The following is a 16,178-nucleotide window of genomic DNA, read 5'->3' as shown; positions in this document are numbered from 1 at the left end:
CCAGATCGGAATCGAACATGGACCGCCTGCTCAGCATCGAAGCCTTCGTCCGCGTCGCGGAAACCGGCAACTTCGCCAGGGCCGCCCAGCAGCTGGGGGTGACCCGCTCGGTCATCAGCCACCGCATCCAGCAGTTGGAGGAGTACATCAGCGCGCCGCTGTTCCACCGCAGCACCCGCCATGTGCGGCTGTCGGAAGTAGGGGAGGCCTACTACAAGGAATGCGCCGACATGGTGGCCAGCTTCAACAGCCTCACCGAGCACATGCGTGACCTGCGCGCCAAGCCCACCGGCAAGCTGCGCATCCAGATGCTGCCGGGCTTCGCCCTCGGCCATTTCGGTGCGCTGCTGGCGGAGTTCACCGAGCTGTACCCGGATATCGAGGTGGACGTGATCGTCAACGACCGGGTGGTGGACCCGATCGAAGAGGGTTTCGACGTGGCGTTCCAGATGTTCCCGCCCCTGGCCGAATCGCTGATCGAGCGCAAGCTGTTCTCCGTGCGCCGGCTGTTCTGCGCATCCCCGGAGTACCTGGAGCGTCATGGCGCACCTGCCGTGCCGGCGGATCTGCAGGCGCACAAGGTGGCGCTCTACGAGGGCTACCCATCGCGCAACAAGTGGGTGTTCAACGGCATCGACCCGGTGGAGCTCAATCTCACCGGGCAGGTGCGTTCCAACTCCGTGCACCTGCTGCGGGACTACGCCGTCACCGGTTCCTGCGTGGTCTGCCTGCCCACCCTCGCAGCCAGCGCCGACCTGCTGGACGGCCGCCTGGTGCCGGTGCTCACCGACTATTCGCTGACCTCCTTCAACTTCTCCGCCGTATACCCGGCCACCCAGCGTCGGGCGCTCAAAGTGCGCACCCTGATCGAATTCCTGGTTGAACGTATCAGCGACGAACCCGCCTGGGACCGGCCACTCCTCGAAAAAGGCTGGGTACAGCCCTAACTTCGCCGGCCGGTAAGCGAGGGCTGCTCGCCATAAAGGCGTTTGTAAAGCGAGGAGAAGTGGCTGGAACTGGCGAAACCCAGGTCCAGCGCCAGGGTGGTGATGCTTTGCAGCGGGTCCTGCTTGAGCCGGCGACGGGCTTCGGCCAGGCGCAGCGAAAGGAAGAACTGCTGGGGCGTGGCCTGGCAGATCTGTCGGAAGCAGTACTGCAGGGTGCGGTGGCTGGTGTTCAACGCCTGGCAGAGTTCCGGCATGGACAGCGGCAGGTCAAGGCGGGTCTGCATGATCTCCACCGCCGCCAGCACCAGGCGACGACGCTGTTCCAGCGAGCGGGGCATGACGCCGCTGTGCAGGGTGGGGCCGCGCAGCACCTCGTCCAGTCCCTGGAATACGCCGTCCAGCCCCGGCATCACGGCGCGAAGGCCGTCTTCGGCGGAGCGCGGATCGAACTCGGCACGCTCGAAGGCACTGATCGAGGCGCAGAGGTCCTGGCGCAGGCGTTGCGCGGCCAGCGGTGAAATATCCAGTCGGCGGCGGTCGAGGGCCTGCTCCAGGCGCTCCTGTTCTTCGGCCCCCAGCAGTTGGCTGAGCAGGCGGCGGTCGATGGTCATCCCGAGCATGCCGATCTCGCCGGGAGCGCAGATTTCCATCTCCTGGCCACCTTCCAGCACCAGCAGGGTGTCGCGGGCGAGGGTGCCGCCGTTGAAGGTCGAATCCGTGGAAACCGACAGGGGAATGCCGAACACCACCTGGCCCTCCGGCGGCGTCATGTTTTCGTGCAGGTGCAGGTTGGAGTGCTCGTAGATCAGCGACGCCTCGGCGAGCTGGATATGCAGCAACTCGGCGTGCAGCCGGCCACGTCCCAGTTGGGTGTAGTCCTGGCTCCAGCCGGCCAGCGCGCCGGCGAGCTCGTCCGAGTCGGATGCCTGGTGTCGGGCTATGCCTGTCATGTCGGTTCACCTGTCGAGCGCGGGTGGCGGACGCTCCGGGCCATGATGGCGGAGCGTCGCACAACCGGCATTGCCATGCACGCCAGGCACTTGTGCATCCCTGCCAGGTGCCGGCGCGACGGATCAGCCGCGCTGGTCGAGGTAGTCCTGCGCCAGGCGGCAGGCGCGCTCGATCAGCATGGGCGCCAGTTCCTCGGCGGTGCGGCTTTCCCGGCGGGTGTGGATCCAGCCCAGGTAGGTCAGACCACGCAGCGCCAGGAACAGCGGCAGGGTGGCGCGGTCGTCCGGGGTCAGCGGCTTCACCGAGTGGTAGCCGGACAGCAGCGCCGCCTGGATTTCGGTGAAGCGCGGGTCGTCCAGGCAGAAGTACAGCGCCGTGGCCAGTTCGAACATGTGCCAGCCGAAGCCGGCGTCGTCGAAGTCGATCAGGTGCAGCCGCGCGTCTTCCAGCAGCAGGTTTTCCGGCACCAGGTCAGCGTGGATCATGCCGAAGTTGTCCAGGCTGCGGCCGTAGCGGCGCAGGTCGGCACGGGCCGCCTGGCGGGTGGCCTGCAACAGCTCGCGCTGCCGGTCGTCAAGCAGGTCGAGCTGCCAGTACGGCCCCCAGAACGGACGCTGGCCGATCAGGCCTTCCTCGTCCCAGGCATGGCGGCTGAAGGCGTTGGGTTGCTCCCAGCGGGCCGAACTCAGGTGGATGCGTGCAGCCACCGCGCCGGCATCGAAGAACAGCCCGGCGATATCGGCGTCCACCTCCAGGCCATGTTCGGCGGAACCGATGCTGGCGCCACCGAGCCAGCCGAGCATGTCGATGTAGCGCGACTCGCCCAGCTCCTCGCTGTGCACCTGCGCCAGGTGTTCGCCGTCGCGGGTGCGGATGATCTGTGGCACATGGATGCCGTCCGCCGCCAGGGCTTCCATCCATTGCAGCTCGGAGCGCAGGGCTTCCTCGGAGTGGTAGCCGTCGCGGTGCACGCGCAGGGCGCTGCGCTGACCGTCGCTGCGGGTGGCGCAGAACACGGCGTTTTCGCGGTACTTGATCAGGTCCAGGCGAACGTAGTCGCCGTCCCATTGGCGCAAGGCGTCGAAGGCCAGGCGTTGCAGGCTGGCGAGCTGCTGTTCGTGGTCGAGGGTGTGGAATCGGCTCATGGCGCTGGCCTCAGAGTTCGCGAAGGACAGAGTCGAGGGTGTCGATGAACAGGTCCGCATCGGCGCGGGAGAACACCAGCGGCGGGCGGATCTTCAGCAGGTTGTCGTCCTGGCCGATCTTGCTGATCAGCACGCCGCGCTGGCGCATCTGGTTGACCACCCGGCGTGCTTCGGCGCCTGCCGGCGTCTTGGCATGACGGTCGCGCACCAGCTCGACAGCGAAGAACAGGCCCTTGCCACGCACGTCGCCGATGATCGAGTGCTGGCCTGCCAGGCGCTCCAGTCCGTTGGTCAGGTGCGCGCCCACCTCGCGGGCGTTGCGCAGCAGCTGTTCGTCCTCGATCACGTCCAGCACCGCGCTGCCCACGGCGGCGGCCACCGGCGAACCGCCGAAGGTGTTGAAGTACAGGTTGCGCCCGCCGAAGGCCTCCACGCGCTCGCGGCTGGCCACCAGCCCGGCCAGGGGGAAGCCGTTGCCCATGGGTTTGCCCAGGGTGACGATGTCAGGCACCGCGCCGTGGGCCTGGTGGCCCCACATGTGCTCGCCGGTGCGGCCGAAACCGGCCTGCACTTCGTCGACGATCAACAGGCCCCCGGCCTCGTGGACCAGCGCGGCGATGCGCTCGACATAGCCTGCGGGCAGGCGCGGCAAACCCTCGTTGGCGAACAGGGTATCGATCAGCATCGCCGCGAGCTGGACGCCCTGAGCCTTGAGCGAGTCGATGGCCTCGGCCACGCGGGCCACGTACTGGTCGGCCAGTTCGGCCGCGCTGGTGCCTGCTGGCGCCCGGTACAGGCAGGGAATCGGCACCGCACGGGCGAAGGGCGAGAAGGGCTCGGAGCTCGGCAGGGCGGTAGTCACCTCGGCCAGGCTGGTGGTGTTGCCGTGGTAGTTGTAGCTGCTGACGATCACCCCCTTGCCGCCGGTGCAGAACCGGGCCATGCGCAGGGCCAGTTCGTTGGCCTCGCTGCCGGTGCAGGTGAACATCACGCAATCCAGCGACGCGTCGAACGTGGCGGTCAGGCGCTCGGCGTAGCTGACGATGCGGTCGTTCAGGTAGCGGGTGTGGATGTTCAGGGTGGCCGCCTGGCTGGCCATGGCTTCCACCACGCGCGGGTGGCAATGGCCCACGCAGGGCACGTTGTTGTAGACGTCCAGGTAGCGCTTGCCGCTCTCATCGAAGAGCCACACGCCCTGGCCCTTCACCAGCTGCAGTGGCTGGTCGTAGAACAGCGGTGACTGGTCGCCCATGGCGCGGTGGCGACGTTGCAGAAGGTCCAGTTCAGACATGGTCGGGATTCTCCGAGGCAATGGGCTTGGCGCCGCGCGAGGCGCGCACCAGGTAGTTGATGACCAGCAGGACGGCCAGCAAGGCGAGGGCGCTGAGCATTTCGACTTCCAGCTGGAAGCAGGCGGCGATCACCATCAGCGTCAGCAGCATGCCGATGCTGGCGATCACCGGGCCGCCAGGCAGGCGGAACGGCCGCGCCAGGTGGGCATGGGTGCGGCGCATGCGGATGTAGGCAGCGAACAGGAACAGGTGGCAGGTGCAGAGCAGCAGCACCACGCACAGCAGCAGTTTTTCCGGGCTGACCAGGGTCAGCGGCAGGCCGATGGCTGCCAGTGCCAGCAACGCGACATAGGGCGAGCCACGGCGATTGGTGCGTGCCAGCGCGGCCGGGAGGTAGCCGTCGCGGGAGAGGGCGAAGAGCTGGCGGGACGCCGAATACACCACCGAGAAGAAGGTGGCCAGCAGGCCGCAGATGGCGCCGATGCCCACGAGTTGGGCCAGCCAGCTCGATTCGTCATGGCCGCCGCTGTGGGTCATGGCGGCGTACAGCGGGTCTGCTGCTGAACCCACCACCTGCACGCCCGCTGCGCCCGGTGCGCAGATCAGCACGGTGATGGCGGTCAGCAACAGCGTGGCGATGGCTGCGATGATGCCGCGGGACATGCTGCGGCCCGGATCGGCCGCTTCCTCGGCGGCGGAGCTGACCTGCTCGATGCAGATGAACATCCAGATGGCAAAAGGTACGCAGGCGAAGATGCCGTGCAGGCTGAGGGCGTCACTGAAGCTGCCGGTCGTGCCGGTCAGGTTGGCGACGTCCAGGTGCGGCACCATGGCGGCGCCGAACACCAGCAGCGTCGCGGCAGCGATGGCGCCGGCCAGCAGGGTGAACCCCAGGGCCTCGCCGACGCCACGGATATGCACACCGATGATCAGGGCGAACAGCGCCAGCTTCACGGGCCAGCCGCCGAAGCCGAATACCGATTCCATGTAGGAGGCAACGAAGGTGGCGGCGGCGCCGGTGCCGATGGTCAGCGCCAGGGCGCAGGCCGAGCCCACCAGGTAGCCGACGAAGGGGCCGAAGGCGCTTTGCGCGTAAGCGAATACGCCGCCGGCATGGGGCATGGCGGTGGACAGCTCGCTGATGCACAGCGCCAGCCCACAGCTCAGCGCGGCCATCAGCAGGGTGGCCAGGAGCATGTTGGCCCAGCCGTTGTCGGCGAGGCCGAAATTCCAACCGGAGAACTGGCCGGCGATCACCAGCGAGATACCGAGCCCCGCGATCTGGGGCCAGCCGAGTACAGCTTTCTTGAGCATGGCGGTGTTTCCTTATTGTTGTTGTCGAGCGGGCACGGGAGCCCCGTGCCTGCCGGAGAGACGTTAAGGCGGGGGGAGGAGTGGCGATATCAGGAATGCGCAAAGTGGAGCGGGGGCGGACCTGCGGCCCGCTTGGCGAATGAATTCGCCCCTACAGGGATTGCGCCGATGGTGGGCGCTGAGTCACCCCTCTCCCTTCTGGGGTGAAGAGGCACGCTTTCGGAAGCACCGCTTCCGGTGCCGATGAACGCCTGCGCGCGAAGCGCTCAGGCTGGGGCGCAGGGCGGGGGCCGGGGGTGAGGGTGATTGCGGGTAGCCCGGAGTTCGAGCCTTTCTGCGAATGAATTCGCCCCCACAGGGTATGTGCCGAAGTCGGAGATGGCCGGCGCGAGTCACCCCTCTCCTATTGGGAGAGGGGCCGGGGGTGAGGGTGTTTCAGGCCGCTCGGACCCTCAGTTTCAAGAAGCCGCCTCCGCCTCCCGCTCCCTCCCCACGAAATGCTCCCGCGTGCCGAACACCCAGTCGAACCAGGGCTTGGTCACGCACCAGTTGGCCTGCGGGTTGGGGCCCATGTGGTGGTCGTAGTGCCAGGGCAGGTGCTTGCGCGCCCAGTCGGGATGGTCGTGCGCCTTCTTGTGGGTGAAGTAGTAGTTGCCGGCGCAGTACCACAGCGTCAGGCACAGCCAGGGCGCCCAGAGGAACAGCGGCGCCACCAGCACGCTGGCGGCCACCAGCGCCCAGGCTTCCTTGCCCTGGGCGTGCCAGCCCAGGGGCGGGCGGCGGTAGCAGGGGTCGTAGAAGTTGTGCTGGCGGGCATTGCGGTGGTGTTCGTGAAAATGGAAGCTCCAGAAGGTCCCGCGCTTGCGGCCCATGCCGTGCAGCACGATGCGGTGGAACCACCATTCGGTGAAATTGCCGAGCAACAGGCCGGCCGGGATGCTGATCAGCGCTTCGAAGTACCAGGGCATTTTCTTCTCCTTGTTGTCGTCCCATGCGACCCGGAGTACGGCAGCCGCCCCGGGCCATCGGACCAAGGTTCGCGCCGGCAGGCAGGGAGGGCAGCCCGACTTTCGATTAGCGCCGACGCAGCACCAGCAGCAGGAGCGTCGCCACGCAGAAAGCCGCACCGGCAAGGAAGGTGCTGGCCGCGCCCAGGCTCTGCCACAGCCAGCCTGCCAGCACACTGGCCACCAGCAGGGCGGCGCCGCTGGCCAGGTTGAACAGGCCGAACGCGGTGCCCTTGAGGTCCGTCGGGGTGGTTTCGGCCACCAGCGCCGCGAGAATGCCCTGGCTGAAGCCCATGTGCAGGCCCCAGAAGGCGACGCCGGCCAGCAGCAGGGCAGGGGAGCCGGCACGGGCCAGCAGCAGGTCGGCGACGATCAGCAGTACCAGGGAAAACGCCAGCAACCCCGTCGGGCTGATTCGGTCTGAGAGCTTGCCGGCCGGATAGGCCGACAGCATGTAGAACCCCGCCATCACCACCATCACCAGGGGAACCCAGGTGGTGGAAAAACCGGCGTCCTGCGCCCGCAGAACCAGAAAGGCTTCGCTGAAGCGGGCCAGGCTGAACAGGGCGCCCAGGCCCACCACCCACCAGTAGGCTGCGGGAAAGCTGCGCCAGGCGCGGAAGCGGACGGGCGAACGCAGGTGCCGGGAAGGCCGGGAAGCCTCGGATTCCTTCACGCCGACCAGGATGCAGGCCACGGATACCAAGGCCGGCAGCACCGCGAACCAGAGCACCAGGCGGATATCACCGGCCAGCAGCGTCATCAGCAGGATCGCCAGCAGTGGCCCGAGAAAGGCGCCGACGGTATCCATGGACTGACGCAGGCCGAAACAGGCGCCGCGTATTTCCGGCGGGGCGACATCGGCCACCAGGGCATCCCGTGGCGCACCCCGGATTCCCTTGCCGACCCGGTCCAGCAGGCGGGCGAGCAGCACCTGGTCGGCGGAACCGGCGAGGGGGAAGAGGGGTTTGGTCAGGGCTGCCAGGCCGTAGCCGAACAGCAGCAGGCCCTTGCGCTTGCCCAGGTAGTCGCTGATGGCCCCGGAGAAGACCTTGACCACCAGGGCGGTGGCTTCGGCCAGGCCTTCGATCAGCCCAACGGCGAGCATGCTGGCGCCCAGGCTGCCCACCAGGTACAGCGGCAGCAGGCCATGCACCAGTTCGGAGGAAAGGTCCATGAACAGGCTGACGAAACCCAGCGCCCAGACTGTGCGCGGGATGCGGGAGGTGGTTGTGGTAGCGGGCATGTCCCTGTCCTGTTGGTGCGGCTGCTATCAGGTTAGGCAAGAAGGGGGGCAAGAAACTGTGAGGACGAATTCATTCACCGTCCTGGCCGCAGTCTGGACCGTAGGGTGCGCTGTGCGCACCGAGGCTTCGGCACCCCGTCAAACCGCCGGTGCGCACGGCGCACCCTACCGGATTGGCTTCTGAATCTGCCCCACCTCAGTCCCGTTCTTCCAGATCCGCCAGCCGGTAGCCGACGCCATGGATGGTGTGCAGCAGCGGGCGCGGGAAGGGTTTGTCGAGGGCTTGGCGCAGCTGGTGGATATGACTGCGCAGGCTGTCGCTGTCCGGGCAGTTGTCGCCCCAGAGGGCTTCTTCCAGCACTTCGCGGCGGACCACGGCCGGGCTCCTGCGCATCAGGGTGGTGAGTAGCTTGTGGCCGAGGGGGTTGAGTTTGATGATCTGGCCCGCGCGGGTGGCTTCGAGGGTGTCGAGGTCGTAGCTGAGGTCGGCCACTTGCAGCTGGCGCTTGCGTCCGCCGTGGCTGCGCCGCACCACCGCCTCGATGCGAGCCACCAGTTCGGACAGGGCGAAGGGCTTGACCAGGTAATCGTCGGCACCGGACCTGAGCCCGGCCAGGCGGTCCTCCAGGGTGTCGCGGGCGGTGAGCATGATGATCGGCGTATCGCGGCGTGCTTCCTGGCGCAGTCGGTTGCATAGCTGCAGGCCGTCGATGCCGGGCAGCATGATGTCCAGCACGATCAGGTCGTAGTGCTGGGTGGTCGCCAGGTGCAGGCCGGAGAGGCCGTCCTGGGCGCAGTCGACGCCGTAGCCCTTGAGCTGGAGGTAGTCCAGCACGTTGGCGAGGATGTCGCGGTTGTCTTCGATGATCAGTATGCGCACGTGCTGCCCTCTGTCCGGCACCAGGGTGCCGTTGATGCTTTTTTCACAAGACCTTTACCAGTTGCTCACACGAGGGAGGTCAGACTGCGGCGGACCTTCCTCACCCAGGACTTCACTATGCCCCACTCGCGCCCCTTCAATTTTGCGCTCTGGAGCGGCCTGCCGCTGGCGGCCATGGCGCTCCTGCTGCTGGTTGACGTACCGCGGCTCGACTTTGCCCTTGCCCATCTCTTCTATGACCCGCAGACCGGCTTCATTGGTCGTCACAGCGCCTTCCTCGAAGACGTGCTGCACGACCGCGCCAAGCAGGCGGTGATCGGTCTCGGCGTGCTGGCCATCGCCGGTTTCATCGCCAGCCTGCTCTCCAGCCGGCTGCGCCAGTGGCGCCGTCCGCTGGGCTACCTGGTATTGGCACTGGGGCTGTCCACGGCCATCGTCACGCCGCTCAAGGCGGTCACCGCCGTGCAATGCCCCTGGAGCCTGGAGGAGTTCGGCGGCGTCGAGCCGTACTCGCCGCTGGTGGGCCACCATCCCTACGTCGACAAGCCGGGGCGCTGCTGGCCTGGTGGTCATGCCTCGGCCGGCTTCTCCCTGCTGGCGCTGTTCTTCGCCCTGCGTGACCGCCGTCCGCGCCTGGCACGAGTGGCACTGGTGGGCGCCCTGGCCCTTGGTAGCGTGTTCTCCCTGGGGAGGATGATGCAGGGGGCGCATTTTCTCTCCCACAACGTCTGGACCTTGTTGTTCGACTGGGTGATCAGCCTGCTCTGCTACCGCCTGGTGCTCTACCGACCGGCGCCGGTGGAGGCCGGGGAGGCGCTACCGGTCAGTTCTTCCTGAAGCGGTAGAACAGGTTCGGCTCGCTCACTACATACAGATTGCCCGCGTCATCCCGGGTCAGGCCCTCGGCCTGGCCCACGCTTTCCTTCAGGTCACCGAAGCCCCCGAGCAGGGTGCGGAAGCTGACCAGATCGCCGTTCTCGTCCAGTTCGATCACCAGCCTCGATTCATGGCTGAGCACCAGCAGGTGCCCCGTCGCGGCGTCGAAATGCAGGTCGGAAATATCGCTGGTAAAGACGCTGCGATCGATCCAGTCGCTGAGGTCTTCCACCTTGAGTTGCAACTTGCCGCCGAGGCTCGCCTTGACGCCGCTCACGCTATAGAGCTGGCGCGGGTCACGCTCCTTGGCGACGAAAATGCGGTCGTGGGCGGCGTCGTACGCCACGCCTTCAAAGCCCTTGTTGTGAGCACTGGAGGCCAGTGGCAGGGCCAGGGTCTGGCTGTCGCGCTTGTCGATGACCTGGCCGGGCTGCTCAGGGAGGTGGAAGAACACCAACTGCTGCTGCAGCTCATCGGTCACCACCACCTGGCCGTCACCCATGTAGGCCAGGGCTTCGACGTCCTCGAAGCCCTCCAGCGGGTACTGCGCGGTGATTTTCCCCTCGTGGTCCATCTCCAGCAGCTTGACCGGTGGTGCGTTGGTTACCGCCAGCAGGCCCTTGCGGTCCGGGGCGAAGGCGATGGCGGACAGGTCGTCGTTCACCCCTTCCACCGGACGCGCCTCGACCTCGACGCGGTAATCCGGCAGCCAGACACTGCGGCCCGCCCAGGCGTCCGCGTGCAGGTTGCTGGTGACGTAGAACCAGGCCCGCTGGTGCCAGTGGAACTTGCCGGTGGCGACCACGGCGGCGAGCAGGATCGCCAGCCCCAGTCCGCAGAGGGCGAGCCGGCGAAGGTTCGGCCCCGGCCGGGTGGTGTGTCGCTTGAGTTCAACTGCACTGTTCATTGTTTTTATCCTGTACTTCGGACGAGCGCCGACCGCGAGCCCCTCACAGTGGGGGGGCCGCACTCCGTTATCGGTCCATCAGTCGAGTGGTTGCTTCCAGGCGAATCGATAGGGTTGCTGTTGCCGGGCCGTGGCGTCCTGGCACTGGCCGTTGTCGGCGTTGCCCTGCACCAGGTACCAGTCTTCGTCGTCACCATCGCCAACGCGCTTGGCCAGTTCCGGCTTGAAGCAGCGGGGCAGGTCTTCAGGCCGGATCAGCGCGTAGTTACCGGGGTGGCTGCGCAGCCACTCGGCGGCTTTCTCCACCTGCTGTGGCCCAACCATGCCGAAGTGCACCAGGGGCTGGCGCGCATACAGCCAGTGGCCCTCGCGCCAGTGGGTGAGCATCAGCTCGGTGCCGTTGGTGACATCGGCTACCTCGATCATCAGGGTCTGGCGCGGATTGACGCCTTCCTTGATCGGCTCGACGAACCCCCGGGCGAACCAGGCGAAGAACCAGAACAGGGCCAGACCAATGAAAATCTTCCGGCCGCGCGGACGGCTGGCGAACCAGCGGCGCAGCAGCCAGGGCACCAGGGGCGCAGTGGCCAGCACCAGGCCGGGCAGGGCGGGGTAGATGTAGAGCTTGCGCTTGCCGCTGCTGAGACTGAAGAAGATCAGCACCAGCACGACCCAGCCCAGCAGCACCAGGTAACGGCCGTCGCGCTTGGCCAGTTGGCGGCGCCAGGCCGGTACCAGCCAGGGCAGGGCCAGCACCAGGGGCAGCCAGTACTTGGGAATCACATGGGTGAAGAAGAACCAGAAGGGTTCGCGGTGGTGCCAGGCGTTGGCGTAGCGGTGGGCGGTCTGGCGCAGGAGGATTTCGTTGAGGTAGGCGCGGCTAGCTTCGTCGCCAAACAGCATCACCTTGATGATCAGCGGCAGCAGCCAGGTACCGATGGCCGCCAGGGCCACCACCAGGCCGAGCAGCCAGGCGCGGCCTTCGCCCGGCATCCGCGCCACGCCGTGCCAGCCACGGCGGGCGGCAAAGACATAGGGAATGAACATCAGCGCCGGGAGGAAGCCCACACCCTTGCTGATGATGCCGAAGCCCATGGCCGCGCAGGCCACGTAGAACCAGCCCCAGGCCGGGCCCAGCAGCAAGTGCCTGGCCATGCCGTACAGGCCGAGGGCGGTCCACAGGAGCAGGAAACCGTCGATCTGCCCGGCGCGCTGGATGCTGTAGGTCTGGTAGGTGGCGAGGAACAGCAGGCCGGCGATCACACCGACACGGCGGTTCCACAGGCGCGCACCGAGGTCGTGCAGGCAGGCGACGGTGACCAGGCCGGCCAGCAGCGCCGGCAGGAACAGCGCGATGGTCGGCGAAATGCCGAGCCGGGTAAGGCTGGCGATGGCCCACATGAACAGCGGCGGCTTGTCCGGGTAGATCTCGGCTGCGCGATGGGGAATGAGCCAGTCGCCGCCCTGAAGCATCTCCAGGGCCACGCCGAGGAAGCGCTCCTCGTCCACGTTGGACGGGTGGCGCATGCCGAGGCCCGCGCTGATCATCGCGGCGGCGAGCAACAGCAGGAGCAGCAGCGAGATGCGCCGGGAGCTCAGCAGGCTCAGGGGTTCGGCGGTTCCATCCAGGGTGGGCGAGAGGCGACCCATGCTCAGCCCTCCAGTTCGCGGGCCGTGGTGTTGAAGCGGGTGCGGCGGATCAGCCACCACACGCCGAACAGGTCGAGGATGCCCACCAGGGCGCGGTCCAGGTTGCCGTATTTGGAAACCCCGGCGCTACGCGGACGGTGATTCACCGGGTGAACCAGCATGCCGCCCTGGTGGCGCTGGATCAGCGCCGGGATGAAACGGTGCATGTGATCGAAATAGGGCAGGCGGAGGAAGGCTTCCCGCTCGATCAGCTTGAGGCCGCAACCGGTGTCCGGGGTGTTGTCCTTGAGCAGGCGGCCGCGCAGGCGGTTGGCGAAGCGCGAAGCCCAGCGCTTGCTGGCGGTATCGCGGCGATTCACCCGGTGGCCGGCGATCAGCTTGAGATTGATGGGGGCGTCCGGGCCGCGGACGATGGCCAGCATGCCGGGGATATCCGCCGGGTCGTTCTGCCCGTCGCCGTCCAGGGTCGCCAGCCAGGTGCCTTCGGCGGCCTGCGCCGCGTGGTAGATCGAGGTGCTCTGGCCCAGCGAGCGGTCATGGCTGAGGACGCGCAATTGCGGGTAGCCGGCGTGCTTCATGGCGAGCAGGCGCGAGGCGGTGTTATCCGTACTGCCGTCGTCGACCACGATCACTTCGAAGGACTCGCCGACAAGCGCATGGCGAATCTCTTCCAGCAGCGTGGGCAGGTTCTCGGCTTCGTTCTTGGCCGGGATCAGTACGGAGAGGTAAGGCCTGTTCGACATGCGGTGTCCGTCTTCAGAAGGGTTCATACGAGTCATTGCGTTCCCTGGTTGCGACGCCGTCGTCGCCTGTCCATGTTGTGTACCCATCATGGCTGCTCCGCTTCGCCCAGTGCGGCGTCGACCTTGTCATCGATACCCAGGCCATGGCGATGGCGGTGGTACAGCCAGGCGCCGAGCATGCCGGAGATCAGGAACAGCACGGCTGCCGTGCCGATGCGCAGCGTCGGTGCGACCGAGATGCCACTGCCCACCAGCGCGAACACCAGGGACTGCGGCAGGAAGCCGATGAAGCTGGCGGCCAGGAAGGGCGCGAGCCGCGCGCTGGAGATGCCGGCGGCGAGGTTGGTCAGCACGTTGCTGCCCACCGGCAACAGGCGGATCAGCAGCGTCATCGAGAACGGGTGCTCGTGGATGAAACGGTCGAAGCGCGCGGCGCGAGCACCAAGGCGGTCGCGCAGCAGGCTCCGGCCGAACAGCCGGGCATAGAGAAAGGTGACGAGGCAACCGCACAGGGTCGCCAGGGTGGCGATCAGGGTGCCGGGCAGCAGCCCGAAGGCGTAGCCGGCAAGGAAGGCGATGATCTGCCGGGGCAGGCCGAGTGCGGTGAACAGCATGCCCACGGCGAGGAAGAGCAGGGTACCCTCGACGCCGTGGCCGCGAATGTGGGCGTCGATCCAGGCTTCGTTGACCGCGTTGCCCAGGTCACTGCTGTCGAACAGGTAGCCGATCAGCGCCAGGCTGAGGATCAGTCCCAGGCCCTTGAGCATCGCCCGTGGCGCCGCGAAGGCCGCCGCCTGATGGGGCCGGGTGCCTTCCGGCTGGGGGCGGGTGCGCTGGATCTCGGTCAGCTGGCGCGGTTCGTTGCCCATATGCCGTCAGACTCCGTAGAAGGTCCGGTACCAGTCGACGAAGCGACCGACGCCTTCGCGCAGTGGTGTGCCGGGACGAAAGCCCGTGCGCTTGGCCAGCGCGCTGACGTCGGCCCAGGTCTGTGGCACGTCGCCGGGCTGCATGGGCTTCATCTGCTTGATCGCCTCGACGCCGGTGGCCGACTCGATGCAGCCGACGAAATCCAGCAGGCGTACCGGTGAGCCCAGCCCGATGTTGAACAGCCGTGCGGGCGCACCCAGGCGAGCCTGTTCCGACTCGTCGGCATAGGGCGGCGGGCAGTCCTGGATGCGGACGATGCCTTCGACGACGTCGTCGATGTAGGTGAAGTCCCGCGACATGTCGCCTTCGTTGTAGATCTCGATCGGCTGGCCTTCGAGGATCGCCTTGGTGAACTTGAATGGCGCCATGTCCGGACGGCCCCAGGGACCGTACACGGTGAAAAAGCGCAGGCCGGTGGTGGGCAGCCGGTAGAGGTGGGCGTAGGTGTGGGCCATCAGCTCGTTGGCGCGCTTGGTGGCGGCGTAGAGCGAGATCGGGTTGTCGACGGCATCCTCGATGGCGAAGGGCACCTTGGCGTTGGTTCCGTAAACCGAGCTGCTGGAGGCGTAGACCAGATGCTGGACACCGCTCCGGCGGCAGCCTTCGAGCACGTTGACGAAGCCGGTGAGGTTGGCTTCGGCGTAGGCATGCGGATTGTCCAGCGAATAGCGCACCCCGGCCTGGGCCGCGAGGTGGATGACACGCTCGAAGCCCTGCTCGTGGAACAGCGCCTGCACAGCCTCGCGGTCGGCGATATCCAGCTTGTGGAAGGCGAAGCCGGGAAGCGCACGCAGCCGCTCCAGTCGGGCGAGCTTGAGGTCGACGCTGTAGTAGTCGTTGAGGTTGTCGATGCCTGTTACCTGGTGCCCCGCATTGCACAGGCGCAGCGCAGTGTGGAAGCCGATGAACCCGGCAGCGCCGGTGACCAGGATCTTCATCGCGGGGTGATTCCTACGGCGGCACGGCCGATTGGGTAGTAGGCCAGGCCTTCGCGGACCAGGTGGGCGGGTTCGAAGATGTTGCGGCCATCGAACACCACCTTGTCGCCCAGACGCTGGTGGATCAGGCCGAAGTCGGCGACGCGGAAGTTCAACCACTCGGTGAGGATCACCAGGGCGTGGGCGTCGTCCAGGGCTTCTTCCTTGGAGTCGACCAGGCGCAGGTCGGGGTGGTCGCCATACAGGCGCCTGGCCTCCGTCATGGCCTCGGGGTCGAAGGCGCGGACGCGTGCACCGGCCGCCCACAAGGCTTCCAGCAGGACCCGGCTCGGCGCTTCGCGCATGTCGTCGGTATTGGGTTTGAAGGACAGGCCCCAGAGGGCGAAGGTCTTGCCGCTGAGGTTGCCGTCGTAGTGACGGTGGATGTTCTCGAATACCTTGTGCTTCTGCCGGTGGTTGACCGATTCCACAGCCTCCAGCAGTTGCGGGTGGTAGCCCACCTCGGCGGCGGTGCGTCGCAGCGCTTGAATGTCTTTCGGGAAGCAGGACCCGCCGTAGCCGCAGCCGGCGTAGATGAAGTCGTAGCCGATTCGCGAATCGGAGCCGATGCCCTTGCGCACCATTTCGATGTCCGCGCCCAGCCGCTCGGCGAGGTTGGCCATCTCGTTGATGAAGGAGATCTTGGTGGCAAGCATGCTGTTGGCCGCGTACTTGGTCAGCTCGGCGCTGCGGCTGTCCATGACGATCAGCTTTTCATGATTGCGACTGAAGGGTTTGTAAAGTTCGCGGAACAGGTCGATGTCCTGTGCGCCGTCAACGCCGATGATGATGCGCTCGGGACGCATGCAGTCCTCCACCGCCGAGCCTTCCTTGAGAAACTCGGGATTGGACACGACCTGCATGTCAAACGCATGACCGCGTTGTGTCAGGGCTTCGTTCAAGTGAGCCTTCAGGCGCTGCGCGGTGCCCACGGGGGAGGTCGATTTGTTGATCACCACCTTGGCCTCGGTGGCGTGTGTAGCGATGGTGTCGGCGACGGTGAAGACGTGCCGCAGATCAGCGCTGCCGTCTTCGTCAGGCGGCGTGCCGACGGCGATGAAGATGACCTTGGCAAATGCCACGCCGTCAGCGGCGCTGGTGGTGAAGGTCAGGCGTCCGGCGGCGAGGTTGCCCCGCAGGAGCGTCTCCAGGCCAGGCTCGTAGATCGGTGACAGGCCCTGTCTGAGCTGGGCGATTCGGCGTTCGTCGATATCGACGCAGCACACGGTATGGCCTACTTCTGCCAGGCAGGCTGCCTGGGTCAGGCCGACATAGCCCGTTCCGAATATGGTGATGTTCATTCAGCGCCTGTT

15 protein-coding genes are annotated in these 16,178 nt (G+C 66.6%); 2 read left to right on the top strand and 13 right to left on the bottom strand.

The window, feature by feature from the left end:
• Positions 1 to 17 precede the first annotated feature (17 nt).
• Positions 18 to 947: a LysR family transcriptional regulator gene (locus tag E8F06_RS12330; RefSeq protein WP_280367470.1), complete on the top strand. Its 930-nt coding sequence runs from the start codon at positions 18 to 20 to the stop codon at positions 945 to 947.
• Here the strand turns inward: E8F06_RS12330 and E8F06_RS12325 are convergent.
• From E8F06_RS12325 to E8F06_RS12295, 7 genes are all read right to left on the bottom strand, one after another.
• Positions 944 to 1,897 carry a helix-turn-helix domain-containing protein gene (locus tag E8F06_RS12325; RefSeq protein ID WP_280367468.1) on the bottom strand — a complete coding sequence of 318 codons (954 nt, stop codon included), beginning with the start codon at positions 1,895 to 1,897 and terminating at the stop codon, positions 944 to 946. The genes E8F06_RS12330 and E8F06_RS12325 overlap by 4 nt on opposite strands.
• A gap of 123 nt (positions 1,898 to 2,020) precedes the next feature.
• Entirely contained in the window at positions 2,021 to 3,043 is a 1,023-nt protein-coding gene (locus E8F06_RS12320; protein ID WP_280367465.1) for a phosphotransferase, read from the bottom strand.
• 10 nt (positions 3,044 to 3,053) lie between these two features.
• Complete coding sequence (locus E8F06_RS12315; RefSeq protein ID WP_280367463.1) at positions 3,054 to 4,334, bottom strand: aminotransferase class III-fold pyridoxal phosphate-dependent enzyme; 1,281 nt, start codon at positions 4,332 to 4,334, stop codon at positions 3,054 to 3,056.
• Complete coding sequence (locus E8F06_RS12310) at positions 4,327 to 5,649, bottom strand: amino acid permease (protein WP_280367461.1); 1,323 nt, start codon at positions 5,647 to 5,649, stop codon at positions 4,327 to 4,329. Before E8F06_RS12310 ends, E8F06_RS12315 begins: the two co-directional genes overlap by 8 nt.
• Positions 5,650 to 6,107: 458 nt before the next feature.
• Entirely contained in the window at positions 6,108 to 6,617 is a 510-nt protein-coding gene (locus E8F06_RS12305) for a sterol desaturase family protein (RefSeq protein ID WP_280367459.1), read from the bottom strand.
• Between the two features lie 106 nt (positions 6,618 to 6,723).
• Positions 6,724 to 7,902, bottom strand: coding sequence for an MFS transporter (locus tag E8F06_RS12300; protein WP_280367458.1), 1,179 nt, complete (start codon positions 7,900 to 7,902; stop codon positions 6,724 to 6,726).
• A gap of 196 nt (positions 7,903 to 8,098) precedes the next feature.
• Positions 8,099 to 8,782 (bottom strand): response regulator transcription factor, encoded by a 684-nt coding sequence (locus E8F06_RS12295; protein ID WP_151133428.1) that lies wholly within the window; start codon positions 8,780 to 8,782, stop codon positions 8,099 to 8,101.
• A 117-nt stretch (positions 8,783 to 8,899) separates the two neighbouring features.
• On the opposite strand from E8F06_RS12295, the gene E8F06_RS12290 reads away from it, so the two are divergent.
• Complete coding sequence (locus tag E8F06_RS12290; RefSeq protein ID WP_280367455.1) at positions 8,900 to 9,619, top strand: phosphatase PAP2 family protein; 720 nt, start codon at positions 8,900 to 8,902, stop codon at positions 9,617 to 9,619.
• Here E8F06_RS12290 and E8F06_RS12285 read toward each other — a convergent pair.
• From E8F06_RS12285 to E8F06_RS12260, 6 genes are all read right to left on the bottom strand, one after another.
• On the bottom strand, positions 9,606 to 10,565 hold the full coding sequence (locus E8F06_RS12285; protein ID WP_280367453.1) for an SdiA-regulated domain-containing protein: 960 nt from the start codon (positions 10,563 to 10,565) through the stop codon (positions 9,606 to 9,608). The genes E8F06_RS12290 and E8F06_RS12285 overlap by 14 nt on opposite strands.
• Positions 10,566 to 10,643: 78 nt before the next feature.
• Entirely contained in the window at positions 10,644 to 12,215 is a 1,572-nt protein-coding gene (locus tag E8F06_RS12280; RefSeq protein WP_280367451.1) for a glycosyltransferase family 39 protein, read from the bottom strand.
• A gap of 2 nt (positions 12,216 to 12,217) precedes the next feature.
• Complete coding sequence (locus E8F06_RS12275) at positions 12,218 to 12,958, bottom strand: glycosyltransferase family 2 protein (RefSeq protein WP_280367449.1); 741 nt, start codon at positions 12,956 to 12,958, stop codon at positions 12,218 to 12,220.
• 86 nt (positions 12,959 to 13,044) lie between these two features.
• Complete coding sequence (locus E8F06_RS12270) at positions 13,045 to 13,827, bottom strand: VTT domain-containing protein (protein WP_280367446.1); 783 nt, start codon at positions 13,825 to 13,827, stop codon at positions 13,045 to 13,047.
• Positions 13,828 to 13,833: 6 nt separating this feature from the next.
• Positions 13,834 to 14,826, bottom strand: a complete 993-nt coding sequence (locus E8F06_RS12265) for an NAD-dependent epimerase (RefSeq protein WP_280367443.1) — start codon at positions 14,824 to 14,826, stop codon at positions 13,834 to 13,836.
• Positions 14,823 to 16,166: a UDP-glucose/GDP-mannose dehydrogenase family protein gene (locus E8F06_RS12260; protein WP_280367440.1), complete on the bottom strand. Its 1,344-nt coding sequence runs from the start codon at positions 16,164 to 16,166 to the stop codon at positions 14,823 to 14,825. Before E8F06_RS12260 ends, E8F06_RS12265 begins: the two co-directional genes overlap by 4 nt.
• Positions 16,167 to 16,178: the final 12 nt, after the last annotated feature.

Origin of the sequence: Pseudomonas sp. BN411, assembly GCF_029871235.1 — a bacterium.
Taxonomy (GTDB): domain Bacteria; phylum Pseudomonadota; class Gammaproteobacteria; order Pseudomonadales; family Pseudomonadaceae; genus Metapseudomonas.
The sequence above is the reverse complement of the archived record's forward strand: the minus strand, read 5'-3'. Positions and strand labels throughout refer to the sequence as shown.